At 67.9% G+C, this 20,234-nt stretch carries 15 protein-coding genes; 9 read left to right on the plus strand and 6 right to left on the minus strand.

What is annotated here, in order from left to right; all coding sequences use genetic code 11:
• Positions 1-16: 16 nt before the first annotated feature.
• Positions 17-1,189 (plus strand): ABC transporter substrate-binding protein, encoded by a 1,173-nt coding sequence (locus KHO22_RS23055; RefSeq protein ID WP_211949498.1) that lies wholly within the window; start codon positions 17-19, stop codon positions 1,187-1,189.
• Between the two features lie 78 nt (positions 1,190-1,267).
• Here KHO22_RS23055 and KHO22_RS23060 read toward each other — a convergent pair whose 3' ends face one another.
• Complete coding sequence (locus KHO22_RS23060) at positions 1,268-4,177, minus strand: DUF6600 domain-containing protein (protein WP_230426974.1); 2,910 nt, start codon at positions 4,175-4,177, stop codon at positions 1,268-1,270.
• A 298-nt stretch (positions 4,178-4,475) separates the two neighbouring features.
• Positions 4,476-5,804, minus strand: coding sequence for a putative bifunctional diguanylate cyclase/phosphodiesterase (locus KHO22_RS23065; RefSeq protein ID WP_211949499.1), 1,329 nt, complete (start codon positions 5,802-5,804; stop codon positions 4,476-4,478).
• 317 nt (positions 5,805-6,121) lie between these two features.
• On the opposite strand from KHO22_RS23065, the gene KHO22_RS23070 reads away from it, so the two are divergent.
• From KHO22_RS23070 to KHO22_RS23105, 8 genes are all read left to right on the plus strand, one after another.
• Positions 6,122-7,681 (plus strand): methyl-accepting chemotaxis protein, encoded by a 1,560-nt coding sequence (locus KHO22_RS23070; RefSeq protein ID WP_420839643.1) that lies wholly within the window; start codon positions 6,122-6,124, stop codon positions 7,679-7,681.
• Between the two features lie 27 nt (positions 7,682-7,708).
• The gene (locus KHO22_RS23075) at positions 7,709-8,188 is read left to right on the plus strand and encodes a chemotaxis protein CheW (RefSeq protein WP_211949501.1); all 480 of its coding nucleotides are present in this window, start codon (positions 7,709-7,711) and stop codon (positions 8,186-8,188) included.
• Positions 8,185-9,447 carry a CheR family methyltransferase gene (locus tag KHO22_RS23080; RefSeq protein ID WP_211949502.1) on the plus strand — a complete coding sequence of 421 codons (1,263 nt, stop codon included), beginning with the start codon at positions 8,185-8,187 and terminating at the stop codon, positions 9,445-9,447. Before KHO22_RS23075 ends, KHO22_RS23080 begins: the two co-directional genes overlap by 4 nt.
• 2 nt (positions 9,448-9,449) lie before the next feature.
• On the plus strand, positions 9,450-10,127 hold the full coding sequence (locus KHO22_RS23085; protein ID WP_211949503.1) for a chemotaxis protein CheW: 678 nt from the start codon (positions 9,450-9,452) through the stop codon (positions 10,125-10,127).
• Positions 10,124-12,403 carry a hybrid sensor histidine kinase/response regulator gene (locus KHO22_RS23090; RefSeq protein ID WP_211949504.1) on the plus strand — a complete coding sequence of 760 codons (2,280 nt, stop codon included), beginning with the start codon at positions 10,124-10,126 and terminating at the stop codon, positions 12,401-12,403. The genes KHO22_RS23085 and KHO22_RS23090 overlap by 4 nt, the downstream gene beginning before the upstream one ends.
• Positions 12,400-13,428 carry a chemotaxis response regulator protein-glutamate methylesterase gene (gene cheB / locus KHO22_RS23095; RefSeq protein WP_211949505.1) on the plus strand — a complete coding sequence of 343 codons (1,029 nt, stop codon included), beginning with the start codon at positions 12,400-12,402 and terminating at the stop codon, positions 13,426-13,428. The genes KHO22_RS23090 and cheB overlap by 4 nt, the downstream gene beginning before the upstream one ends.
• Positions 13,429-13,519: 91 nt before the next feature.
• Positions 13,520-14,545, plus strand: a complete 1,026-nt coding sequence (locus KHO22_RS23100) for a response regulator (protein WP_211949506.1) — start codon at positions 13,520-13,522, stop codon at positions 14,543-14,545.
• Positions 14,546-14,819: 274 nt separating this feature from the next.
• Positions 14,820-15,617, plus strand: a complete 798-nt coding sequence (locus KHO22_RS23105; RefSeq protein ID WP_211949507.1) for a DUF4397 domain-containing protein — start codon at positions 14,820-14,822, stop codon at positions 15,615-15,617.
• Between the two features lie 76 nt (positions 15,618-15,693).
• On the opposite strand, the gene KHO22_RS23110 is transcribed toward KHO22_RS23105, so the two are convergent.
• The 4 genes from KHO22_RS23110 to KHO22_RS23125 form a co-directional block, all read right to left on the minus strand.
• Entirely contained in the window at positions 15,694-15,990 is a 297-nt protein-coding gene (locus tag KHO22_RS23110) for a helix-turn-helix transcriptional regulator (protein WP_211949508.1), read from the minus strand.
• Positions 15,991-16,230: 240 nt separating this feature from the next.
• Positions 16,231-17,733 carry a tripartite tricarboxylate transporter permease gene (locus KHO22_RS23115; protein WP_211949509.1) on the minus strand — a complete coding sequence of 501 codons (1,503 nt, stop codon included), beginning with the start codon at positions 17,731-17,733 and terminating at the stop codon, positions 16,231-16,233.
• 12 nt (positions 17,734-17,745) lie between these two features.
• A complete protein-coding gene (locus tag KHO22_RS23120; protein WP_211949510.1) occupies positions 17,746-18,207 on the minus strand; it encodes a tripartite tricarboxylate transporter TctB family protein in 462 nt (153 codons plus the stop codon).
• 421 nt (positions 18,208-18,628) lie between these two features.
• Positions 18,629-20,119, minus strand: a complete 1,491-nt coding sequence (locus tag KHO22_RS23125) for an MATE family efflux transporter (protein ID WP_211949511.1) — start codon at positions 20,117-20,119, stop codon at positions 18,629-18,631.
• Positions 20,120-20,234 lie beyond the last annotated feature (115 nt).

The raw sequence follows: 20,234 nt of genomic DNA on the forward strand, positions 1-20,234 counted from the left end.
CATCAAGGAGACAGACATGCAGAGCAATACCTTCCGCCGACTCTTCCCGCTGGCCGCCACCGCCGTCGCCGCCATGCTGGCCTCTGGCGCCGCGCTGGCGCAGGAAGTCGTCAAGATCGGCTACACCGGCCCGCTCTCGGGCGGCGCCGCGCTGTATGGCAAGAACGTGCTGTCCGGCGTGCAGATGGCCGTGGACGAGATCAACGCCGCCGGCCTGGAGGTCAAGGGCAAGAAGGTGAAGCTGGAAGTCGTGGCGCTCGATGACAAGTACTCGCCCGCCGAGGCCGCCATCAACGCGCGCCGGCTGGTGCAGCAGCACAAGACGACCGCCGTGTTCGTGCCGCACTCGGGCGGCATCTTCGCGCTGCAGGCCTTCAACGAGCAGGAGAAGTTCCTGGTCATGGCCTATTCGAGCGTGCCGCGCATCACCGACGCCGGCAACAAGCTGACCATCCGCATCCCGCCCGCCTACACCGGCTACATCGAGCCCTTCGTCAAGGCGCAGATGAAGCGCTACGGCAAGAACGTGGCGCTCGCGCCGGCCGACCACGACTACGCCAAGGCCTGGGTGCAGGCCTTTGTCCCGGCCTGGGAAGGCGCCGGCGGCAAGGTTGTCGGCAACAACCCGATGTCCTACACCAAGGCCACCGACTTCTACAGCGGCGTGTCGCGCGCGATCACCGACAAGCCGGACGTGATGTTCGTCGGCGGCCCGTCCGAGCCGACCGCGCTGGTGGTCAAGCAAGCCCGCGAGCTCGGCTTCAAGGGCGGCTTCATCATCATGGACCAGGCCAAGATGGACGAAATGGCCAAGGTCACCAACGGCCTGGCCATGCTGGAAGGCTCGATCGGCGTGCTGCCGCTGGTCAACGACGGCCGCCCGGCCGCGCAGAGCTTCAATGCCAGGTACAAGAAGCTGCATGAGGGACGCGATGCCACCACCGAGATGTCGCTGAACTACACCATGGTGTATGCGCTGGCCGGTGCGATGAAGCTGGCCGGCACCACCAGCGATGCCGTCGCCATCCGCGCGAAGATGCCTGACGCCGTCAAGGCGCTGCCGAAGGACGCCAATCCAAATGAGGTCGAAGGCATCGATGCCAAGGGCGGGTCGGTCGCCGATACCGTGGTGGGCTGGGTGCAGAACGGCAAGATCTCGCCGGTGCGCCTGTCGGAACTGGCCAAGTAAGGCAGCTGACATAGCATGCGGGCCGTCAGGGGTGCCCCCCCTTGACGGCCCGCATTGCCTTGCGCCTTCGCGGATCTACTAGCGGCCGTCGCCGTCGCGCTGGCCGTTGCGGGCTTCCATCTGCCCGCGATCATGGTGTGCGCGCTGCTGCTGGCGCTGCTGATCCATCTGCTGCTGTTGCTGCTGTTGCTGTTGCCGCTGGCGTTCCTGCATCTGCCGCTGCTGGTCCTGCTGGTGGCGCTGCTGCTCCTGCATGGCACGCTGCTGTTCCTGCATCGCGCGCTGCTGTTCCTGCGCGGCACGTTGCTGGTCCTGTGCCCGCCGCTGTTGCTCCTGCACCTGGCGCTGCTGGTCGGCCATCTGCCGCTGCTGCTCCTGTTGCTGCCGCTGCTGTTCCATCTGCTGGCGCTGGACAGCCTGCTGCTGGCGCTGCTGGTCGGCCATCTGCCGTTGCTGCTCCTGTTGTTGCCGCTGTTGCTCCATCTGCTGGCGCTGGGCAGCCTGCTGCTGGCGCTGCTGGTCGGCCATCTGCCGCTGCTGCTCCTGTTGCTGCCGCTGTTGGTCCATCTGCTGGCGCTGGGCAGCCTGCTGCTGGCGCTGCTGGTCAGCCATCTGCCGCTGCTGGTCGGCCTGTTGGCGCTGAGACTCCAGCATGTGGCGCTGCTCTGACTGCTGGCGCTGCTGGTCGGCCTGCTGGCGTTGCTGGTCGGCCTGCTGGCGCTGCGACTCCATCATGTGGCGCTGCTCCGACTGCTGCCGCTGCTGGTCGGCCTGCTGGCGTTGCTGGTCGGCCTGCTGGCGCTGCGACTCCATCATGTGGCGCTGCTCTGACTGCTGCCGCTGCTGGTCGGCCTGCTGGCGTTGCTGGTCGGCCTGCTGGCGCTGCGACTCCATCATGTGGCGCTGCTCCGACTGCTGCCGCTGCTGGTCCTGCATCTGGCGCTGTTGGTCCATTTGTTGGCGCTGCATGCCTTGTTGCTGCTGGCGCTGCATCGCCTGCGCCTGGTCTTGCGCTTCGTGGCCCTGGCGCTGCTGTTCCCATTGCTGGCGGTCCTGCGCCGGTTGCTGCTGGCGGCGGCTGTCGGCGCCCTGCCGTTGCTGTTCCTGTTGCTGACGTTGCTGCTCCATCTGCTGGCGCATCACCTGTTGCTGCTGGCGCTGGAGTTCCTGCCCCTGGCGCTGTGCGTCGGGCATCTGAACCAGCCCCTGGACCTGGTCGGGGCGCGTGGTGAAGCCGCGGCCATTGCCGCGCCAAGGATCGCCACCACTCATGGCCGGGGCGCCGCGCTCGCCGCCGGCGGGCGGGCGGCGCCCGGCATCGTCGTCGTGGCGCTGCGGCGGCATGCCCGGCCGCGCGGAAACGGCAGCCTGGCTCATGCGCACGTTCGGCGCGCCATGCGCGTCCATGCCGCGAGGCCGCGTGTCGCCACCGCGCCATACGGGACCGGCGCCCGACACCACGCCGCCTTCGCGGGCGAAGCGGCGGGCCAGGTCATCATGTGCAGGTTGTCCGGGCGGGCGTGCCGCAATCGCCTGTCGGTCGAACCCCTGGCGCGCCTGCGGCGGAAGCTGCCGGGCTGGCGCCGCGCCCAGCAGGCTGCCCTTGACCGGCGCCACCGGCGGCGCGCCACGGGCCTCGCCCTGCGGCAGGTTGCGCCATTCGTTGGCGCGCATATTGCGCGGTACCGGCCGGCCTTCGACGAAATTGCGCGCCGGCATGCCGCGGATCGCGCCCGGCACGTCGCGGTTCGGGCGCTGATCGCCCCGGAAGCGGTTGTCGATGGCGATGTTATTGACGTTCACGCGGTTGATCCGCGTGACATAGGCAGGGCTCGCACGGTACACGGGCCGGTAGGCGTCGCGCGGGCCCAGCGGATACCAGGCCACGCCAGGGCCGCCGCCCACGCGCACGCTCCAGTTCGGGCCGGCTGCCCCAACAAAACCGACCAGCGCCGGTGCGTAGCACGGCCGCGGCACGCGCGGGCCCGGCACCCAGCCCCAGCGGTTGCCGATATAGGCCCAGCGCCCGTAGTGGAACGGCGCAAACCCCCAGGGCTCGTCGTCGATCCAGGTCCAGCCCCACGGCGCGACCCAGGCCCAGTGCCCGGTGCTGTATGGCGCCCAGCCTGTGTCCACCGCGCGCGGGAACCACACCGCGCCGTAGCCGGCGTCTTCCTGCCAGTCGCCATAGCCGTCCAGCGCGGCATAGCCGGGCATGTCGCGCGGCACATAGCGGGCCGTGGGCGAAGCGTCTTCGCGCGCATCGCGCGAAGCGGTCCAGCGGTCGAAATCGTCCTCCGGCGGCAGATTGCCGGGGCCGGCATCGGCGAGGTCGGTCCCCGCGAAGCTCATGCGCTCGCCGCGGCTCATCTCGAGCGAGCGGTTATCGCCGTAAATGGCGGCGTGGCCATGGCGCATCGTCACCGTCGTGATGCTGCCATCGGGCGACACGTCCAGCCGGTAGTCGCCCGGCTCGCTCGGCACGAAGGCCAGGTTGGGCGTATCGATTTCCACCGGCTGGTCCGGCGGCAAGGCGCGCACCCGCAACTGCAGCGTGCCCTGCGTGAGCTTGACCTGCGTGGCGTTGTCGTCCAGGTTGAGCACGCTGACGGCCGTTGCGCTGCCGAGGCGGATGGCCACGGCGCCGGCATGCATCTCGGCGCGGCCGCCATTGTCGACCCACAGGCGGTCGCCGGTGGTGATCGGCCGGTTCAGGCCGGCCGCGGCCCACTCGTCAGAGCCGGCCGGGGCAAAGCTGAGGTTGCCCTTTGCCTCGGTCAAGGTCGCGACGCGCGACGGCGGATCGGTCTGCTCCACCTGCGCGCCCGGCTCGCCAAGCGGCGAAGGCTGGGCGTGCCCCGGCCATGGCGCGAAGGTCAGGACCAGGCCCGCCGTCACGGCCAGCATGGGCAGCCAGGGCACGACGCTGGCCTTCAGTCGGCGATGGCGGATGACGGGATTGCGGTCAGGCGGAGGCGAGGTAAACATGGATTCGAGGAACTGGGAGAGCAAGGCCCGGAGCGGCCGGCGGCCGCCCTGATGTCACCATACATGGAGCAACGTCCCAGGGAGTCGGGCGCGGACAAGACTTTGTAAGTGGTTATTTCCTCTGGCCGCGGCACGGCCGGAGGGTTCGCGCTGGCGAAGCACGATGGAGGCGGGAAATGGGGGTACAGATGCCCGTGGCGGAGCAACTGGCCGTCAAAGGTGGAAACAACTCCACCGGCGGCGCCGTCTTCCTGTACCGCCGGCTTCCTTTTAGCAACGCGCGCCGGCGGGGCCGGCGTCAGCCACCCGACTTCTGACGCAAGTGCTCCGTAAGCCGCTCAGCGGGCACCGGCCGGCTATACAGGTAGCCTTGCGCTTCCCAGCAGCCATTGGCCAGCAGGAAGTCGCGCTGCTCGACCGTTTCGACGCCTTCGGCCACGACACCGATCCGCAGGCTCTGCCCCACGTTGATGACCGAGCGGACGATGGCGGCATCCACCGGATCCTGGGTCACGTTGCGCACGAAGGACTGGTCGATCTTCAGCCGGTCCACCGGGAACGACTTGAGGAAGCTCAGCGAGGCATAGCCCGTACCGAAGTCGTCACAGGTCAGGGTCACGCCGTCGCGGCGCAGTGCCTGGAGCTGGTCGGACACCTCGTCGCCCTGCTGCAGGGCGATGGTCTCGGTGATCTCGATCTCCAGGCTGGACGGCGGCAGTTCCAGGGCGCGCAGGACGTGGCGCACCTCGGTCACCAGGCGGCTTTCGGCCAGCTGCGCCGCGAACAGGTTGATGGCCACGCGCGGCGCCTGCGGCAATGTCAGCGCCCAGGTCCGCGCCTGCGCGCAGGCGGTCTGCAGCAGCCACATGCCCACGTCGCTGGCCACGCTGCTGGACGCCAGCGCATCGATGAAGCTGGCTGGCGCGAGCAGGCCGCGCGTCGGATGGCGCCAGCGCAGCAGCGCCTCGGCCCCCATGATGCGGCCGTCGCGCAGGTCGACCTGGGGCTGGTAGTGCAGTTCGAACTGGCGCTGCGCGTACGCCTCGTGCAGTGCCTGGACCAGCGACAGCCGTGTAGTCACGTCCTGCCGCATCTGTGGCTTGAAGAACCGGATGGTGCGCCCGCCATCGTGCTTGGCGCGGGCCAGCGCCAGGCTGGCCGCCGCGAGCGCGTCCGACGCGAGATCGCCGGCGGCGGGCAGCACGCAGGCGCCGACGCTGGCGAGCACGTGGTGGCGGCGCCCGCTGTATTCGTGCGGGGCGGAAAGCATGGAAAGGATGGCCGCGCCGACGTGCCGTACCAGCGTCGGATCCGAAATGGATGGCAGCAGCACCGAGAACTCGTCGCTGCCGATGCGGCCGATCACGGCATCGCGCGGCGATGCGTCGCGCAGCCGGCGCGCCACGCCCTGCAGGATCAGGTCGCCCTCGGCATGGCCGTGCATGTCATTGAAGGCGCGGAAATCGTCAATGCCGATCAGCAGCAATGCGCAACGGGGCACAGCCTCGCTATGCAGGCGCGCCTCCAGCCGCTTTAGGAATCCCCCGCGATTCCCGACCCCGGTCAGCGGATCGGTCTCCCCGTCTGGCGAAGCGCCAGCCGCTTTCGCCCCCGACTTGGCCACCATCCCTGCCTCTTTTGCAATTATCGACATTGTTACCAGATCTGCAATTCTGGAAGTGTGACGAAAACCATGAAAAAAGCAAGCGCTTACGGAATTCCGGCCAACGCGCCAATGCGGCGTAGCAACGGCCGGCGCCTGAGCGTCGCGCAGCGTTGAAACAGCTCCGGGGTTACAGTACCCTACCGCGCATTGCCGCGCAGCCGGCCCGGCGCCGGGCGCCGCGGCTGCCCCTGAAGAAGAACGGAAACGGGAACCGAGCCTTGAACCACTGGACCATCCGCAAGCGCATCCTGGCAAGCTTTACCTTCATCCTGCTGGTCATGGCACTGATGGGGGTGGTGGCCTACAACCGGCTGTCGTCGATCGAGCGGGAAACCACCCTGATGCTCAAGGACGCCTTGCCTGGCCTCAACCACAGCACCAGCATCCGCGGCGCCTGGGGCGAGATCTATGTGCTGGCCTGGGAAACCGTCAAGGCCACCAGTGACGGCCAGCGCCACGGCTACCAGCAGCAAGTCGCCGAAGTCCGCCAGCGGCTGGACCGGTTCGAGCAGCAGTACGAGACCACCATCACCCGCGACAACGATCGCGCCACCTTCAGCCAGTACAAGGCGGCCAAGGCCAGGTATGACCAGGTGGCACTGCCGCTGCTGCAGGCGGCAAGCTGGAAGGGCAACGACTCGGCGGAAACGCTGCTGCGCGGCGATGCCAATCAGGCATGGCAGGATGTACGCAAGCTCGCGCAGTCCATGGTGGACGACAACAATGCCGTCAATGAGCGTGCCGCGCACGGCATCAATGCGGCGGTCAGCTCGGCCAAGATCGGCATCGAGGTGGCGCTGCTGGTGGCGCTCGCGGCGGCGGTCATCTGCGGCTACCTGCTGCTGCGCGCCATCACCGTGCCGATGCGCTCGATCGTCGGCCTGCTGGCCGGGATCCGCGGCGGCGATCTACGCCAGCGCATGGCGCTGGGGCGCGGCGACGAATTCCAGGATGTCGAGGAAGGCTTCAACCAGATGACGGGCGAGCTGACCTCGCTGGTCGGCCAGGCGCAGCGTTCCGCGATCCAGGTCACCACCTCGGTCAACGAGATCGCCGCGACGGCGCGGCAGCAACAGGCCACCGCCACGGAAACCGCCGCGACCACGACGCAGATCGGCGCCACGTCGCGCGAGATTTCCGCCACCGCGCGCGACCTGGTCCGCACCATCAACGAAGTCTCGAACGCGGCCGAGCAGACCGCCGGGCTCGCGGGCACGGGCCAGGTCGGGCTGTCGCGCATGGAAGCCACCATGCAGCACGTGATGGACGCGGCCGGCTCGGTCAATGCCAAGCTTGCCACGCTCAACGAACGGGCCGGCAATATCAACCAGGTGGTCACCACCATCGCCAAGGTGGCGGACCAGACCAACCTGCTGTCGCTCAATGCCGCGATCGAGGCCGAGAAAGCCGGCGAGTACGGACGCGGCTTCTCGGTGGTCGCCACCGAGATCCGCCGCCTGGCCGACCAGACCGCCGTCGCCACCTACGACATCGAGCAGATGGTGCGCGAGATCCAGTCCGCCGTTGCCGCCGGCGTGATGGGCATGGACAAGTTCTCGGAAGAAGTGCGCCGCGGCATGTCCGACGTGACCCAGGTGGGCGACCAGCTGTCGCAGATCATCGGCCAGGTGCAGTCGCTCGCGCCGCGCGTGCAGATGGTCAATGAAGGCATGCAGGCGCAGGCCGGCGGCGCCGAGCAGATCAACCAGGCGCTGATGCAGTTGTCCGAAGCCGCGCAGCAGACGGTCGAATCGCTGCGCCAGTCGGGCCAGGCCATCGACGAGCTGACGCTGGTGGCCAACGAGCTGCGCAGCGGCGTCTCACGCTTCAAGGTATAGCGCCGTGGGGCGGGAGGCCGCGCGCCGATGAAACTGTTCCTGCTGTTCCGGCTCGGCAATGACCACTATGCGCTCGATGCCACCGAGGTAGCCGAGGTCCTGCCGCTGACCGCGCTCAAGCAGATTCCGGGCAGCCCCGCATGGGTGGCCGGCGTACTGCCGCGGCGCGGGCAGCCGGTACCGGTGATCGACCTGTGCGCGCTGGCCACGGGTGTTGCGTCGGCGCAGCGCACCAGCACGCGCACCGTGCTGGTCCATTACCGGCGCCGCGAAGGCGATGCGCCGCGCCTGCTCGGGCTGCGCCTGGAACAGGCCACCGAGACCCTGCGCTGCGCGCCGGAATCGTTCGTCGAGACTGGCATCGACGCCGGCACGGCCCGCTACCTGGGGCCGGTGCGCCACGATGAACTGCGCGGCCTGGTGCAATGGGTGCGGGTCCATGCGCTGCTGCCCGACGACGTCCACGCCATGCTGTTCGACGCCGCACATGACGCGTGCGTGCCATGAGCACGGCAACCCATATCGAGGCATTGCTGAAGGCGCGCATCGGGCTGGATGCGCGATCGATCGGCCCCGGCGCGCTCGATCGCGCGCTGCGCGAGCGCCAGGCCGCCTTGCAGGCGCACGATGTGGCGGCCTACTGGAACCTGCTGCACAGCCACCCCGACGAATTCCAGGCGCTGATCGAAGCCGTGGTCGTCCCCGAGACATGGTTCTTCCGGCACCGCGAGGCACTGCTGGCGCTGGGACGTTTTGCCGCCGAGCGCGTGTTCGGCAACCCCACGCGCCAGGTGCGCGTACTGAGCCTGCCCTGCGCCAGCGGCGAAGAGCCCTATTCCATCGCCATGGCGCTGCTCGACGTTGGCATTCCGCCCGCGCGTTTTCGCATCGACGCGCTGGATATCAGCGCATGCGCCCTGGCGCGCGCGCGTGCCGGAGTCTATGGCAGCAATGCGTTCCGCGGCGAGGCGCTGGATTTCCGCGACCGCTACTTCAGGCCTTGCCCGGGCGGCTTCGCGCTTGACGCGCGCGTGCGCGAACTGGTGCAGCCGCGGCTTGGCAATATCGTCGACCCCGACCTGCTGGCCGGCGAGGCGCCATACGACTTCGTCTTCTGCCGCAACCTGCTGATCTATTTCGATGCCGACGTGCAGCGGCGCGCCGTGCATACCCTGGCGCGGCTGACCGCGAGCGATGGCATGATCTTCGTCGGCCCCGCCGAAGCCAGCCTGCTGAGCGCGCAAGGGCTGCAGTCAGCCGGCGTGCCGCTGGCCTTTGCGTTTCGCAAGTCGCGGACCGATGAAGCGCGGAATGCTGGGCCTATCCAGAGCCGCGCCGTGCAGGCGACAGCGCCTGCCAGCATGCCGCCCCCGCCGGTCAACTTTCATGCCCGGCCCGTGCCGGCCAAGCGTGAGCCGAAGCATGCCCCCCCTCGCCCGCGGCCGGCCGCCGCCGAGCCGACTGACGCACTCGCCGGCATCTCTGCGCTTGCCGATCGCGGCGAGCTGGAAGCCGCCACCGCGGCCTGCGAAGCGCTGATCGCCGGCCAGGGCCCGAGCGCCGATGCCTGCTGCCTGCTGGGCGTGCTCCATGACGCCGCCGGCCGCACGCAAAGCGCGCGCGACGCCTATCGCCGCGCGATCTATCTCGCCCCGGGCCACCAGGAGGCCCTCTACCACCTGGCCGCGCGGCTCGAAGCCGAGGGCGACCACGCCGGCGCCACGCGGCTGCGCCAGCGCGCTCAGCGCCACACCCGTACCGGCTAGCCATGGCTGACGACCTGACTCTTTCCGCCAACACGCCTGTCGACGACTGCTGGCGCCGCATCGGCGTGCGGGGCGACGGCAGCTGCCCGCTGCTGGCTACGCACATCCATTGCCGCAACTGTCCGACCTATTCCCGTGCCGCCACGGCCTTGCTCGATGCGCAGGCCATGACCGGGCTGCCCGCCGCCCCGGTCGACCACGAGCCGGATGCGGAGCCGTCCGGCACCGGCCTTCCCTGCCTGGTGTTCCGCGTCGGCGAGGAATGGCTGGCCCTGCCCACCGAGGCCGTCGGCGAGGTCACCGCGCCCTGCCCCGTGCATTCGCTCCCGCATCGCCGCGACGCCGCGGTGCTGGGCCTGGCCAGCGTGCGCGGCAGCCTGCTGGCCTGCCTGTCGCTCGCCAGGTTGTTCGGCATGGCCGAGGCGCCCGATGCCCAGGCAAACGCGCGGCAGGGACAGCGCTTCCTGGTGCTCGGCCAGGGCCGCGGCGCCATCGCCCTGCCGGTGGCCGAAGTCAGCGGCGTGCGGCGTCTGCCCGGCAGTGCGCTGCGGCCGCTGCCGGCCACGCTGGCCCGGGCATCCACGCGCTATAGCCAGGCGCTGTTCGAAGACCAGGGGCGCAGCGTCGGCCTGCTCGATGCCGCGCTGGTGCGACAGGCACTGACCCGGAGCCTGGCATGAACCCCGACCAGTTGCGCGACGCCTCGCTGCTCGAACTGTTCGCGCTCGAGGCCGAATCGCAGGCCGAGGTGCTCAATGCGGGCCTGCTCGCGCTCGAACGCGACCCGGCCGCCACCAGCCAGCTCGACGCCTGCATGCGCGCGGCGCATTCCATCAAGGGTGCGGCGCGCATTGTCGGGCTCGACGGCGGCGTGCACCTGGCGCATGCGATGGAAGACTGCCTGGTGGCCGCCCAGGGCGGCATGGCACTGAGCGCCGCGCATATCGACGCGCTGCTGCAAGGCACCGACCTGCTGCAGCGGATCGGCCATCCGCCTGATGGCGACCCGGCCTGGGCGGACCGCCAGGGCCGCGCCCAGATCGACGCCGTGGTGCAGCGCCTGCAGGCGCTGCCGGGCGGAGAAGGCGCGGCGGCGACGGTTGCGCCCGGCCAGCCGGAACCTTCGGCCGGGGCCGAGCCGGCCGATCCTGGCACATCCGCGCCGCCCCAGCCATCCGTGCCAGCACAGGGCACCGCCGGGGAATCGCACGAGCGCATGCTGCGCGTCGGCGCCGAGTCGCTTGACCAGCTGCTGGCCATGTCGGGGGAGGCCATGGTGGAATCGCACTGGCTGCGCCCGTTCGGCAAGGCCATGCTGCAGGCGCGCCGGCAACAGGCGCGCGCGCTGCAGGCACTGGACACGCTGCGCGACGCGCTGGCGGGCAGCGGTGCCGACGCCAGCGCCATGGCCGCCTTGTCCGATGCGCGGCAACTGCTGGAAGACGGCGCGCAACACCTGTCGCAGCGGCAGGAAGAGCTGGACCAGTACGAGCACCGCACCGCGCGGCTGGCCCGGCGCCTCTACGACACCGCGCTGGCGTGCCGCATGCGCCCGCTGTCCGACGGGCTGGCGGGTTACGCGCGCATGGTGCGCGACCTCGCGCGCTCGCTCGGCAAGGCCGCGCACCTGGAACTGGTTGGCGCCGGCACCCAGGTGGACCGCGACATCCTCGAGTCACTGGACGCGCCGCTGGCGCACCTGCTGCGCAATGCCGTGGATCACGGTATCGAGCCCCCCGATGTGCGCGCGGCCTGCGGCAAGCCCGCCGAAGGGCGCATCCTGCTGCAGGCGCGGCACAATGCCGGCCGGCTCGTGATCGAGATCGGCGATGACGGCGCCGGCGTGGATATCGAAGCGCTGCGCCAGGCGATCGTGCGGCGGCACCTGGCCAGCGAGGACACCGCCGCGCGGCTGTCGCAGGCCGAGCTGCTGGAGTTCCTGCTGCTGCCGGGCTTCAGCATGCGCGAGACCGTTTCCGAAGTCTCTGGCCGCGGCGTCGGCCTGGACGCGGTGCAGGAGATGGTGCGCCGCGTACGCGGCAGCCTGCGCCTGGCGCAGCCGCCCGGCGGCGGCCTGCAGTTCCACCTGGAGCTGCCGCTGACGCTGTCGGTGGTGCGCGCGCTGCTGGTGGAAGTGGCCGGCGAAGCCTACGCGTTCCCGCTCGGCCATGTCCTGCGCGCCGCCACGGTGGCCCGGCAGGACGTGGCGCAGACCGAGAGCCACCAGCATTTCCACCACGCCGGCCGCGCGGTGGGGCTGGTCAGTGCCGCGCAGGTGCTGCAGCGCCCGGAACGCCCGCTGGACGGAGACGAGATTCCCGTCGTGATCGTCGGCGAACAGGACCGCGTCTACGGCATAGCCGTCGACCGCATGCTGGGCGAACGCCTGCTGGTGGTGCAGCCGCTCGCGCCGGCGCTGGGCAAGATCAAGGACATTGCCGCGGGTGCGTTGACCGACGACGGCACGCCGGTCCTGATCTTCGATGTGGACGATCTCCTGCGCTCGGTCGAGAAGCTCGTCAGCGACGGGCGCATCGAGCATGTACGCCAGGCCAGTACGGCCGCCGCGCAGGCGCGGCGCAAGCGCGTGCTGGTGGTGGACGATTCCCTCACCGTGCGCGAGCTGGAGCGCAAGCTGCTGGCCGGGCGCGGCTACGATGTCGCGGTCGCCGTGGATGGCATGGACGGCTGGAACGTGCTGCGCGCGGAGCCCTTCGACCTGGTCATCACCGATATCGACATGCCGCGCATGGACGGGATCGAGCTGGTCACGCTGATCCGCAAGGAGCCGCGCCTGCAGCAGTTGCCGGTCATGGTGGTGTCGTACAAGGACCGCGAGCAGGATCGCCAGCGTGGCCTGGAAGCCGGCGCGGATTACTATCTGGCAAAAGGCAGTTTCCATGACGCTGCGCTGCTCGATGCGGTGCACGACCTGATCGGCGAGGCAAGTCCATGAAAGTCGGCATCGTCAATGATTCGGCACTGGCCGTGGCCGCGCTGCGCCGTGCCATCGCGCTGGACCCCGCGTTCGAGATTGCATGGGTCGCCGGGGACGGCGAACAGGCGATACAGCTCGCGGCCTCGCACACACCCGACCTGATCCTGATGGACCTGCTGATGCCGGTCATGGACGGCGTGGAGGCCACGCGCCGCATCATGGCGGCCACGCCCTGCCCGATCGTGGTGGTCACCACGGACCTCGGCCGCAATGCCAGCCAGGTGTTCGACGCCATGGGGCATGGCGCCATCGACGCCGTGGACACGCCCACGCTGACCGAATCCGACGCCAAGCTGACAGCGGGCCCGCTGCTGCGCAAGATGCGCAATGTCGGGCGGCTGGTGACGGGACGGGCGGTGCTCCGGCCCGTCGTGGCCGAGGTGCAGGGCAGGCCGGCCGCGTCGCGCCTGGTGGCGATCGGCGCCTCCGCTGGCGGGCCGTCGGCGCTGGCCCGTCTGCTGGGCGCCCTGCCCGCGGATTTCTGCGCGGCCGTCGTGGCCGTGCAGCATGTGGACGAAGCCTTCGCGCCCGGCATGGCGGAATGGCTCGATGGCCAGTGCGCGCTGCCGGTGCGCGTGGCCGCCGCCGGCGAAGTGCCGCAGGCCGGCACGGTACTGATCGCCGGCACCAACAACCATCTGCGCCTGCTAGGGTCAAACCGCATGGCCTATACCGAGCAGCCCAGCGATTATCTCTACCGGCCGTCCATCGACGTGTTCTTTGAAAGCGTGGTGGAGCATTGGCGCGGACAGGCCATCGGCGTGCTGCTGACGGGCATGGGCCGCGACGGCGCCAGCGGGCTCAAAGCCATGCGCGACCACGGCTGCCTGACCATTGCCCAGGACCAGGCCACCAGCGCGGTCTATGGCATGCCCAAGGCGGCCGCGGCCATTGACGCCGCCAGCGAAATCCTGCCGCTCGCAGCCATTGCGCCGCGCCTCGTGCAGGCCTGCAGCGGCCTGCGGCCGGCACCACCGGGCTGATCGCCGCGGCAAACAGAACGTACCAGACGACACGAGATCGCCGATGCCTCATCCAGGAAAGTCTTGGGGTCGAGCCATCCAGGAAGCCAGCATGCAACCACCCGAGAACAACGCCATCACCGACACTGCCGCACTGAACAGCTATCCCGTCATGGTGCTGCTGGTGGACGACCAGGCCATGATCGGCGAAGCCGTCCGCCGCGCCCTGGCCGCCGAGCCCGACATCGATTTCCACTACTGCGCGACGCCCGACGACGCCGTGGCCGTGGCCGAGCGCACCCGCCCCACCGTGATCCTGCAGGACCTGGTCATGCCTGGCGTGGATGGCCTGACACTGGTGCGCCGCTACCGCGACAACGCCGCCACGCGCGATATCCCGATCATCGTGCTGTCCACCAAGGAAGAGGCGGCGATGAAGAGCGCGGCCTTCGCCGCGGGCGCCAACGACTACCTGGTGAAGCTGCCGGACAGCATCGAACTGATTGCGCGCATCCGCTATCACTCGCGCTCGTACCTGAACCTGCTGCAGCGCGACGAAGCCTACCGCGCGCTGCGGCAAAGCCAGCAGCAGCTGCTCGAGACCAATCTCGAATTGCAGCGGCTCACCAACTCGGACGGGCTGACGGGACTGTCCAACCGCCGCTACTTCGACGAATACCTGAGCGCCGAGTGGAAGCGCGCCCAGCGTGACAAGAGCCAGCTCGCCTTGCTGATGATCGACGTCGATGCGTTCAAGGCCTACAACGACACGTATGGGCACGTCGCCGGCGATGAGGTCTTGCGGCGCGTAGCTACCGTACTGCGCGACAACTGCTCGCGCCCCGCCGACTTGCCCGCTCGCTTTGGCGGTGAAGAGTTCTCGATGATTCTCCCCTCGACTTCGCCCGGAGGCGCGCGGCTGCTTGCGGAGAAGGCCCGGCGTGCGATTGAAGCGCTCGGCATCGCCCACAGCGGCGGGACCACGGGCGGCTGCCTCACCGTCAGCATCGGCGCAGCGGTACTTGTGCCTGAAGAGGGCCAGCCAAGCAGCCGGCTGGTGGAGGTGGCCGATGCGGGCTTGTATGAGGCCAAGAGGAATGGGAGGAATCAGGTGGTGATGGCCTGGCCCAAGGGCTAGGGCCCCGATTGTCGAGCAGGGTGTCATGCCCGCCAGGCATGACACCGCCACCCATCACCCGCATCCCCTCCCCCTGTCGGAATCCTCCGACACCGAATTCGGATGCCCGCGCCTGCCTCCCCCGAGCGTTCCTTTCTATCGTTGCAATAAGGCCACTTGACTCACGAAACGGCGTCACCGGCCTGATGGGCACCCCCCTGCCCTATGCAGCCGCTGCCTAGCCGCGGCCGTCCTGGCACTCGCCCAAACCAACGCAACGGAGTGAGGTGACATTATGTTCCGCTCAAGAAAAACCAGTCTTATCCTTGGCCTTGCCATTGCAGCTGCGGCAGTCCTTTCCGCTTGCGGCGGAGGCGGTGACGACGGCATTGCCGCACGCGTCGGCCTCAGCAAGCCGACGGTACGCGTGATCCATGCCATACCGGGTGGGCCGAACGTCGACGTATTGCAGAACGGTGCGAAAACCAATCTGCTGAACGAGCCCTACAAGTTCGTGTCGACCTACCGCACCGTCGACGAGGGTAACCAGCTCTTCGCCTTTGACGTGGCCGGCACGAGCACGGAACTCGGCCACGCGACCGTGAACACCCACACGGGCCACAAGTACACAGTGGTGGCGATGCCGGGCAGCGACACCGCGGCGGACGTGATCCAGATCGACGACCCGTTCGAAGTGGGCCTGTTCTCCGACAAGGCGCGTGTCAGGGCACTGAACGCATCGTTCAACGCGCAGAACGTGGATATCTATGTGACCATACCGGCCGTTGACCTGAACTCCGTCACGCCGACGTTCTCGGCCGTTGCGTTCAAGTCCGCGGTACCGGCCTCGGGCAGCGATTCGATCAACCTGAACGGTGGCACCTACCGGCTGCGCATCACAACCGCTGGCAGCAAGACCGTGATCTTTGATTCCGGCACGCTGACGCTGGCCAACAATGCCGACTGGCTGATCACCACGATCCCCGTGGACGGCATCAAGGCTACGCTGCCGAACCGCATCAAGGTGCTGGTCGCGCGCGGCGATGACGAGTCGCAGGCTGGCCTGGAACTGGTGAACCAGCCGAGCCAGTAATCCGATAACGCCATCCTGAAATGCAATGGGCCCGCACAAGCGGGCCCATTTCTTCTCTTGTGCGGATGCGGCAGTCTCAGCCGTCGGCATCGCCATCTCGCTTGAGGGTATCGAGATGGGACAGATAGCGATCGAGTTCGTCGCGGCCGCTGTCGGTGATGCAGTACACCCGACCGCTGCCCTCGACCAGTTCGGCCGTGATCGCACGCGCGATCATCAGGCTGCGCAGGATCGGGCGCAGCGAGCGGATGTTCAGTTCGATACCGTATTCGCGCAGCCGGTCGACCAGGTTCATCACGGTCGACGGGCTCGCATGCACGAGCTTGAGGATGAAAATCCGGGAAAAGACCCGGTCAAGGGAAAGCGGTTTCATGAGCGCCGGCGAAGCTCCCACCCCACGACACCGGAATGCTGGGATCCGGTGAAGGGCCGGAGCGGAGTTCCTGTTCATCTTGCGCGGCCCATGACTGCTGCCGCAGTCGGGCACTCTCTACTTCAGCGATCGTCGCGGAGCCATGCTCCGCCGCAAGAAAAACGGGGTGCGCGAAGGCACCCCGATTGCTTGCTTTGTGCACGCCGCCCTGAGACGGCGTGGTTCCGGAGCGCCGGGGGACTACTCTTCCTGGAACGCTTCTTCGCGCTTGGCCTTGATCGACGGCAGGGCCACCACCGCAACCAGCGCCGCAGCGGCGATCAGCAGGCCCATCGACAGCGGACGGGTCACGAACACGCTGAAGTCACCACGCGACAGCAGCAGCGAGCGGCGGAAGTTCTCTTCCATCATCGGTCCCAGCACGAAGCCCAGCAGCAGCGGAGCCGGTTCGCACTTGAGCTTCAGGAACAGGTAGCCGATCACGCCGAAGCCAGCCGCCATGAAGACGTCGAAGGTCTGGTTGTTGACCGAGTACACGCCAATGCCGCAGAACACCAGGATGGCCGGGTACAGGAAGCGGTACGGCACGGTCAGCAGCTTCACCCAGATGCCGATCATCGGCAGGTTCAGGATGATGAGCATCAGGTTGCCGATCCACATCGAGGCGATCAGGCCCCAGAACAGCGCCGGGTTGCTGGTCATGACCTGCGGGCCGGGCTGGATGTTGTGGATGGTCATCGCACCCACCATCAGCGCCATCACCGCATTGGGCGGAATGCCCAGCGTCAGCAGCGGGATGAAGGAGGTCTGCGCCGCGGCGTTGTTGGCCGATTCCGGACCCGCCACGCCTTCGATGGCGCCCTTGCCGAACTCATGCGAGTACTTCGAGGTCTTCTTCTCCAGCGAGTAGGCAGCGAACGAGGCCAGTGCCGCACCGCCGCCCGGCAGGATGCCCAGCGCCGAGCCCAGCATCGTGCCGCGCAGCACGGCAGGCGCCATGCGCTTGAAGTCTTCCTTGGTCGGCCAGAGGTTGGTGACCGCGTCGGTAAAGGTCTCGCGGGATTCCTTCTGCTCGAGGTTCGCGATGATTTCCGCGAAGCCGAACATGCCCATTGCCAGCGCAACGAAGTCGATGCCGTCGGTCAGTTCTGGCACGTCGAACGAGAAGCGCGCGGCGCCCGAGTTCACATCGGTACCGATCAGGCCCATCAGCAGGCCCAGCACGATCATGGCCACGGCCTTCGGCAGCGAACCCGAAGCCAGCACCACGGCACCGATCAGGCCCAGCACCATCAGCGAGAAGTACTCGGCGGGGCCGAACTTGAACGCCAGTTCCGACAGCGGCGTGGCAAACGCGGCCAGGATCAGCGTGGCCACGCAACCGGCGAAGAACGAGCCCAGGCCCGAAGTCGCCAATGCCACGCCCGCTCGCCCTCGCCTTGCCATCTGGTAGCCGTCGATGGTAGTCACCACGGACGACGATTCACCAGGCAGGTTCACCAGAATGGCCGTGGTCGAGCCGCCGTATTGCGCACCGTAGTAAATGCCGGCCAGCATGATCAGCGCGGCCACCGGCGGCAGCGTGTAGGTCACCGGCAGCAGCATGGCGATGGTAGCCAGCGGCCCCAGGCCCGGCAGCACGCCGATCAGCGTACCGAGCACGCAGCCCAGGAACGCGTAGGCGAGATTCTGCAACGACATTGCCGTCGAGAATCCCAGTGAAAGGTGTTCAATCAATTCCATCTCGGCGCTCCCTTAACCGGTGATAAATGCAGGCCACACCGGCATCTGCAGGTTGATGCCGTACACGAAGGCGCCCAGGCTGATCAGCACCAGCACCACGCTGTTGAGCAATGCGCCCTTCCAGCTGAACTCGTGACTGGCCATCGACGACACCAGCACCAGCACGAACACGGAAAGCACCATGCCCAGCGGCTTGAGCAGCAGGCCGAACAGCACCACCGAACCGAGGATCCACAGCAGGGTCTTCAGGTCCCAACGTGCGAGATGGTCTTCCTCGCCCTTGCCGGACAACGACGAGATCAGCACTAGGCCGCCCAGCACGGCAAGCACCAGCCCGAGCAGGAACGGAAAATATCCGGGGCCCATTTTCGCGGCGGTTCCCATGGAATAGCCGCGTGCGACCCAGGAAAAGCCCAGACCGACCAGAATAAACATCAGGCCGGAGGCAAAGTCCTTTTGGCTACGTATGCGCAAAACGATTCTCCTCAAAGTTCACGAAATGCTGCCGGTGCCGCGCGCTGGCTCTGTCGCGCGAATTGCTGCATGCAGTCGCATGCCCCGGGGTTGAACGGAACCTTAAAGACGCGATCTTTCAGCCGCCTTTCATTTGTCTTCAATTAGGGGTATTCACCAATGCGCTGCGCACGAGACGGGCATGCACATGCGTATCCGCACCAATGGATCACGACATGATGTATTGGTGCGATGCCGGACTGCGTGGAAATGGAGAACTAGGAAAGCCGGACGCGCGCCGCTGCCATGCGGCATCGACGCGATATGAGGAAGGGAATCTGGCCTGCGCGGACATCGCCCGCAGGCACGCGGGCGAACGCGCCCGTTGCCGCGAAAACCGGCAACGGATGCAACGATGCCATGTCGATCTTTCGATTGGCTTTCAACGCACGGTTTCCACGGTACGGGGCGGCAGTTCGTCCGCGTCGGACACCGGGCCCGCGTCTTCGCACGGCGTGCCCATGCTCGTGTCGGGGGCCTGCCCCACCGCTTCGGGCGCATGTGGCGGCACCGGCAGGATATGGCTCGTACGCCAGTTGCCGAAGCGGTAGTAGCCCGCGGCCAGCGCGACCGACACCACCGATCCCAGCGGGAAGCTCCACCAGATTGCCTCCGCGCCCCAGCTCTTGCCCAGGGCCCACGCGAACGGCAGCCGGATCACCCACATCGACACGAACAGGATGACCAGCGGCGCCATCACCGCGCCGGTGGCACGCACCGTGCCGAATATCACGATGGTGAAGCCGAACAGGATGAATGACCACAGCACCACGAGGTTGATCTGCTGCGCGATGCCGATGGCCACGCTGTCGGTGCCGAGGAAAAGTCCGAGCGAATTACGGTCGAACAGGTAGACGAGCCCGACCAGCGCGCCGGTCATCGCCAGGTTGAACAGCATGCCCATGCGCGTGATGCGCGTGACGCGATGCCAGAGCCCGGCACCGACGTTCTGCGCCACCATGGACGACACGCTTGCACCGACCGCCAGCGCCGGCATCTGCACGTAGGTCCAGAGCTGCGAAGCCACGCCGTAGGCGGCGGTGGTCTGCGAACCGTAGGCGTTCACAAACGACATCATCACGATGGCCGACGACGAGATCACCACCATCTGCAGGCCCATCGGCAAGCCCTTGGCCACCAGCGAGCGGATGATGGCCGGGTCCGGCCGCAGCAGCGCGAGCTGCTCGCGATGCAGCAGCAGGAAATGGCGGCGGCGGTAGAGCAGCGCGATCATCGCGGCAAGGCTCGTGAGCTGCGCGATCAGCGTGGCCAGCGCCGAGCCCGCGATGCCGAGCGCCGGCAGCGGGCCTATGCCAAAGATCAGCAACGGGTTCAGCACCACGTCGAGCACCGCCGACAACAGCATGAAGTAGAACGGCGTGCGTGAATCGCCGGCGCCGCGCAGCGTCATCATCACGAAGTTGTAGAAGTACATGAACGGCAGCGCGATGAAGATGATGCGCAGGTACGTCACCGCCAGCGGCGCGGCATCGTGCGGGGTCTGCATGGCCGCCAGGATGTCCGGTGTGAAGATGTAGCCGAACACCGACGCCGCCACGGACAGCAGCACGAAGAACGTGGTGCTGGTGCCGACGATCTTGCGCGCCTCGTCCAGGTCGCGCCCGCCGACGGCCTGCCCGATCATGATGGTGTTGGCCATGCTGATGCCGAACACGACGCCGAGCAGGAAGAACAGGATGATGTTGGCATTCGACGTCGCGGTCAGTGCCGCCTCGCCGAGGTAGCGCCCGACCCAGACCGAGTTGATCGAGGCATTGAGCGACTGCAGGATGTTGCTGCCCAGCACCGGCAGCGAAAACAGCAGCAGCGTGCGGCCGATGGGGCCGGTGGTCAGTCTGGCGTCAGGCTTCATGTCGTCCTTGTTGTTGTCCTTGCGTCATCCCTGCTCGAGGCGGTCAGCCTGCCAGCATACGCGATCGCGCCGCCGCGCGTCGCTGCCTTGCCAACGGCCCGGATCGCGCGTCTAA

The sequence above is a fragment of the Cupriavidus yeoncheonensis genome (genome assembly GCF_905397275.1).
GTDB classification, from domain to species: domain Bacteria; phylum Pseudomonadota; class Gammaproteobacteria; order Burkholderiales; family Burkholderiaceae; genus Cupriavidus; species Cupriavidus yeoncheonensis.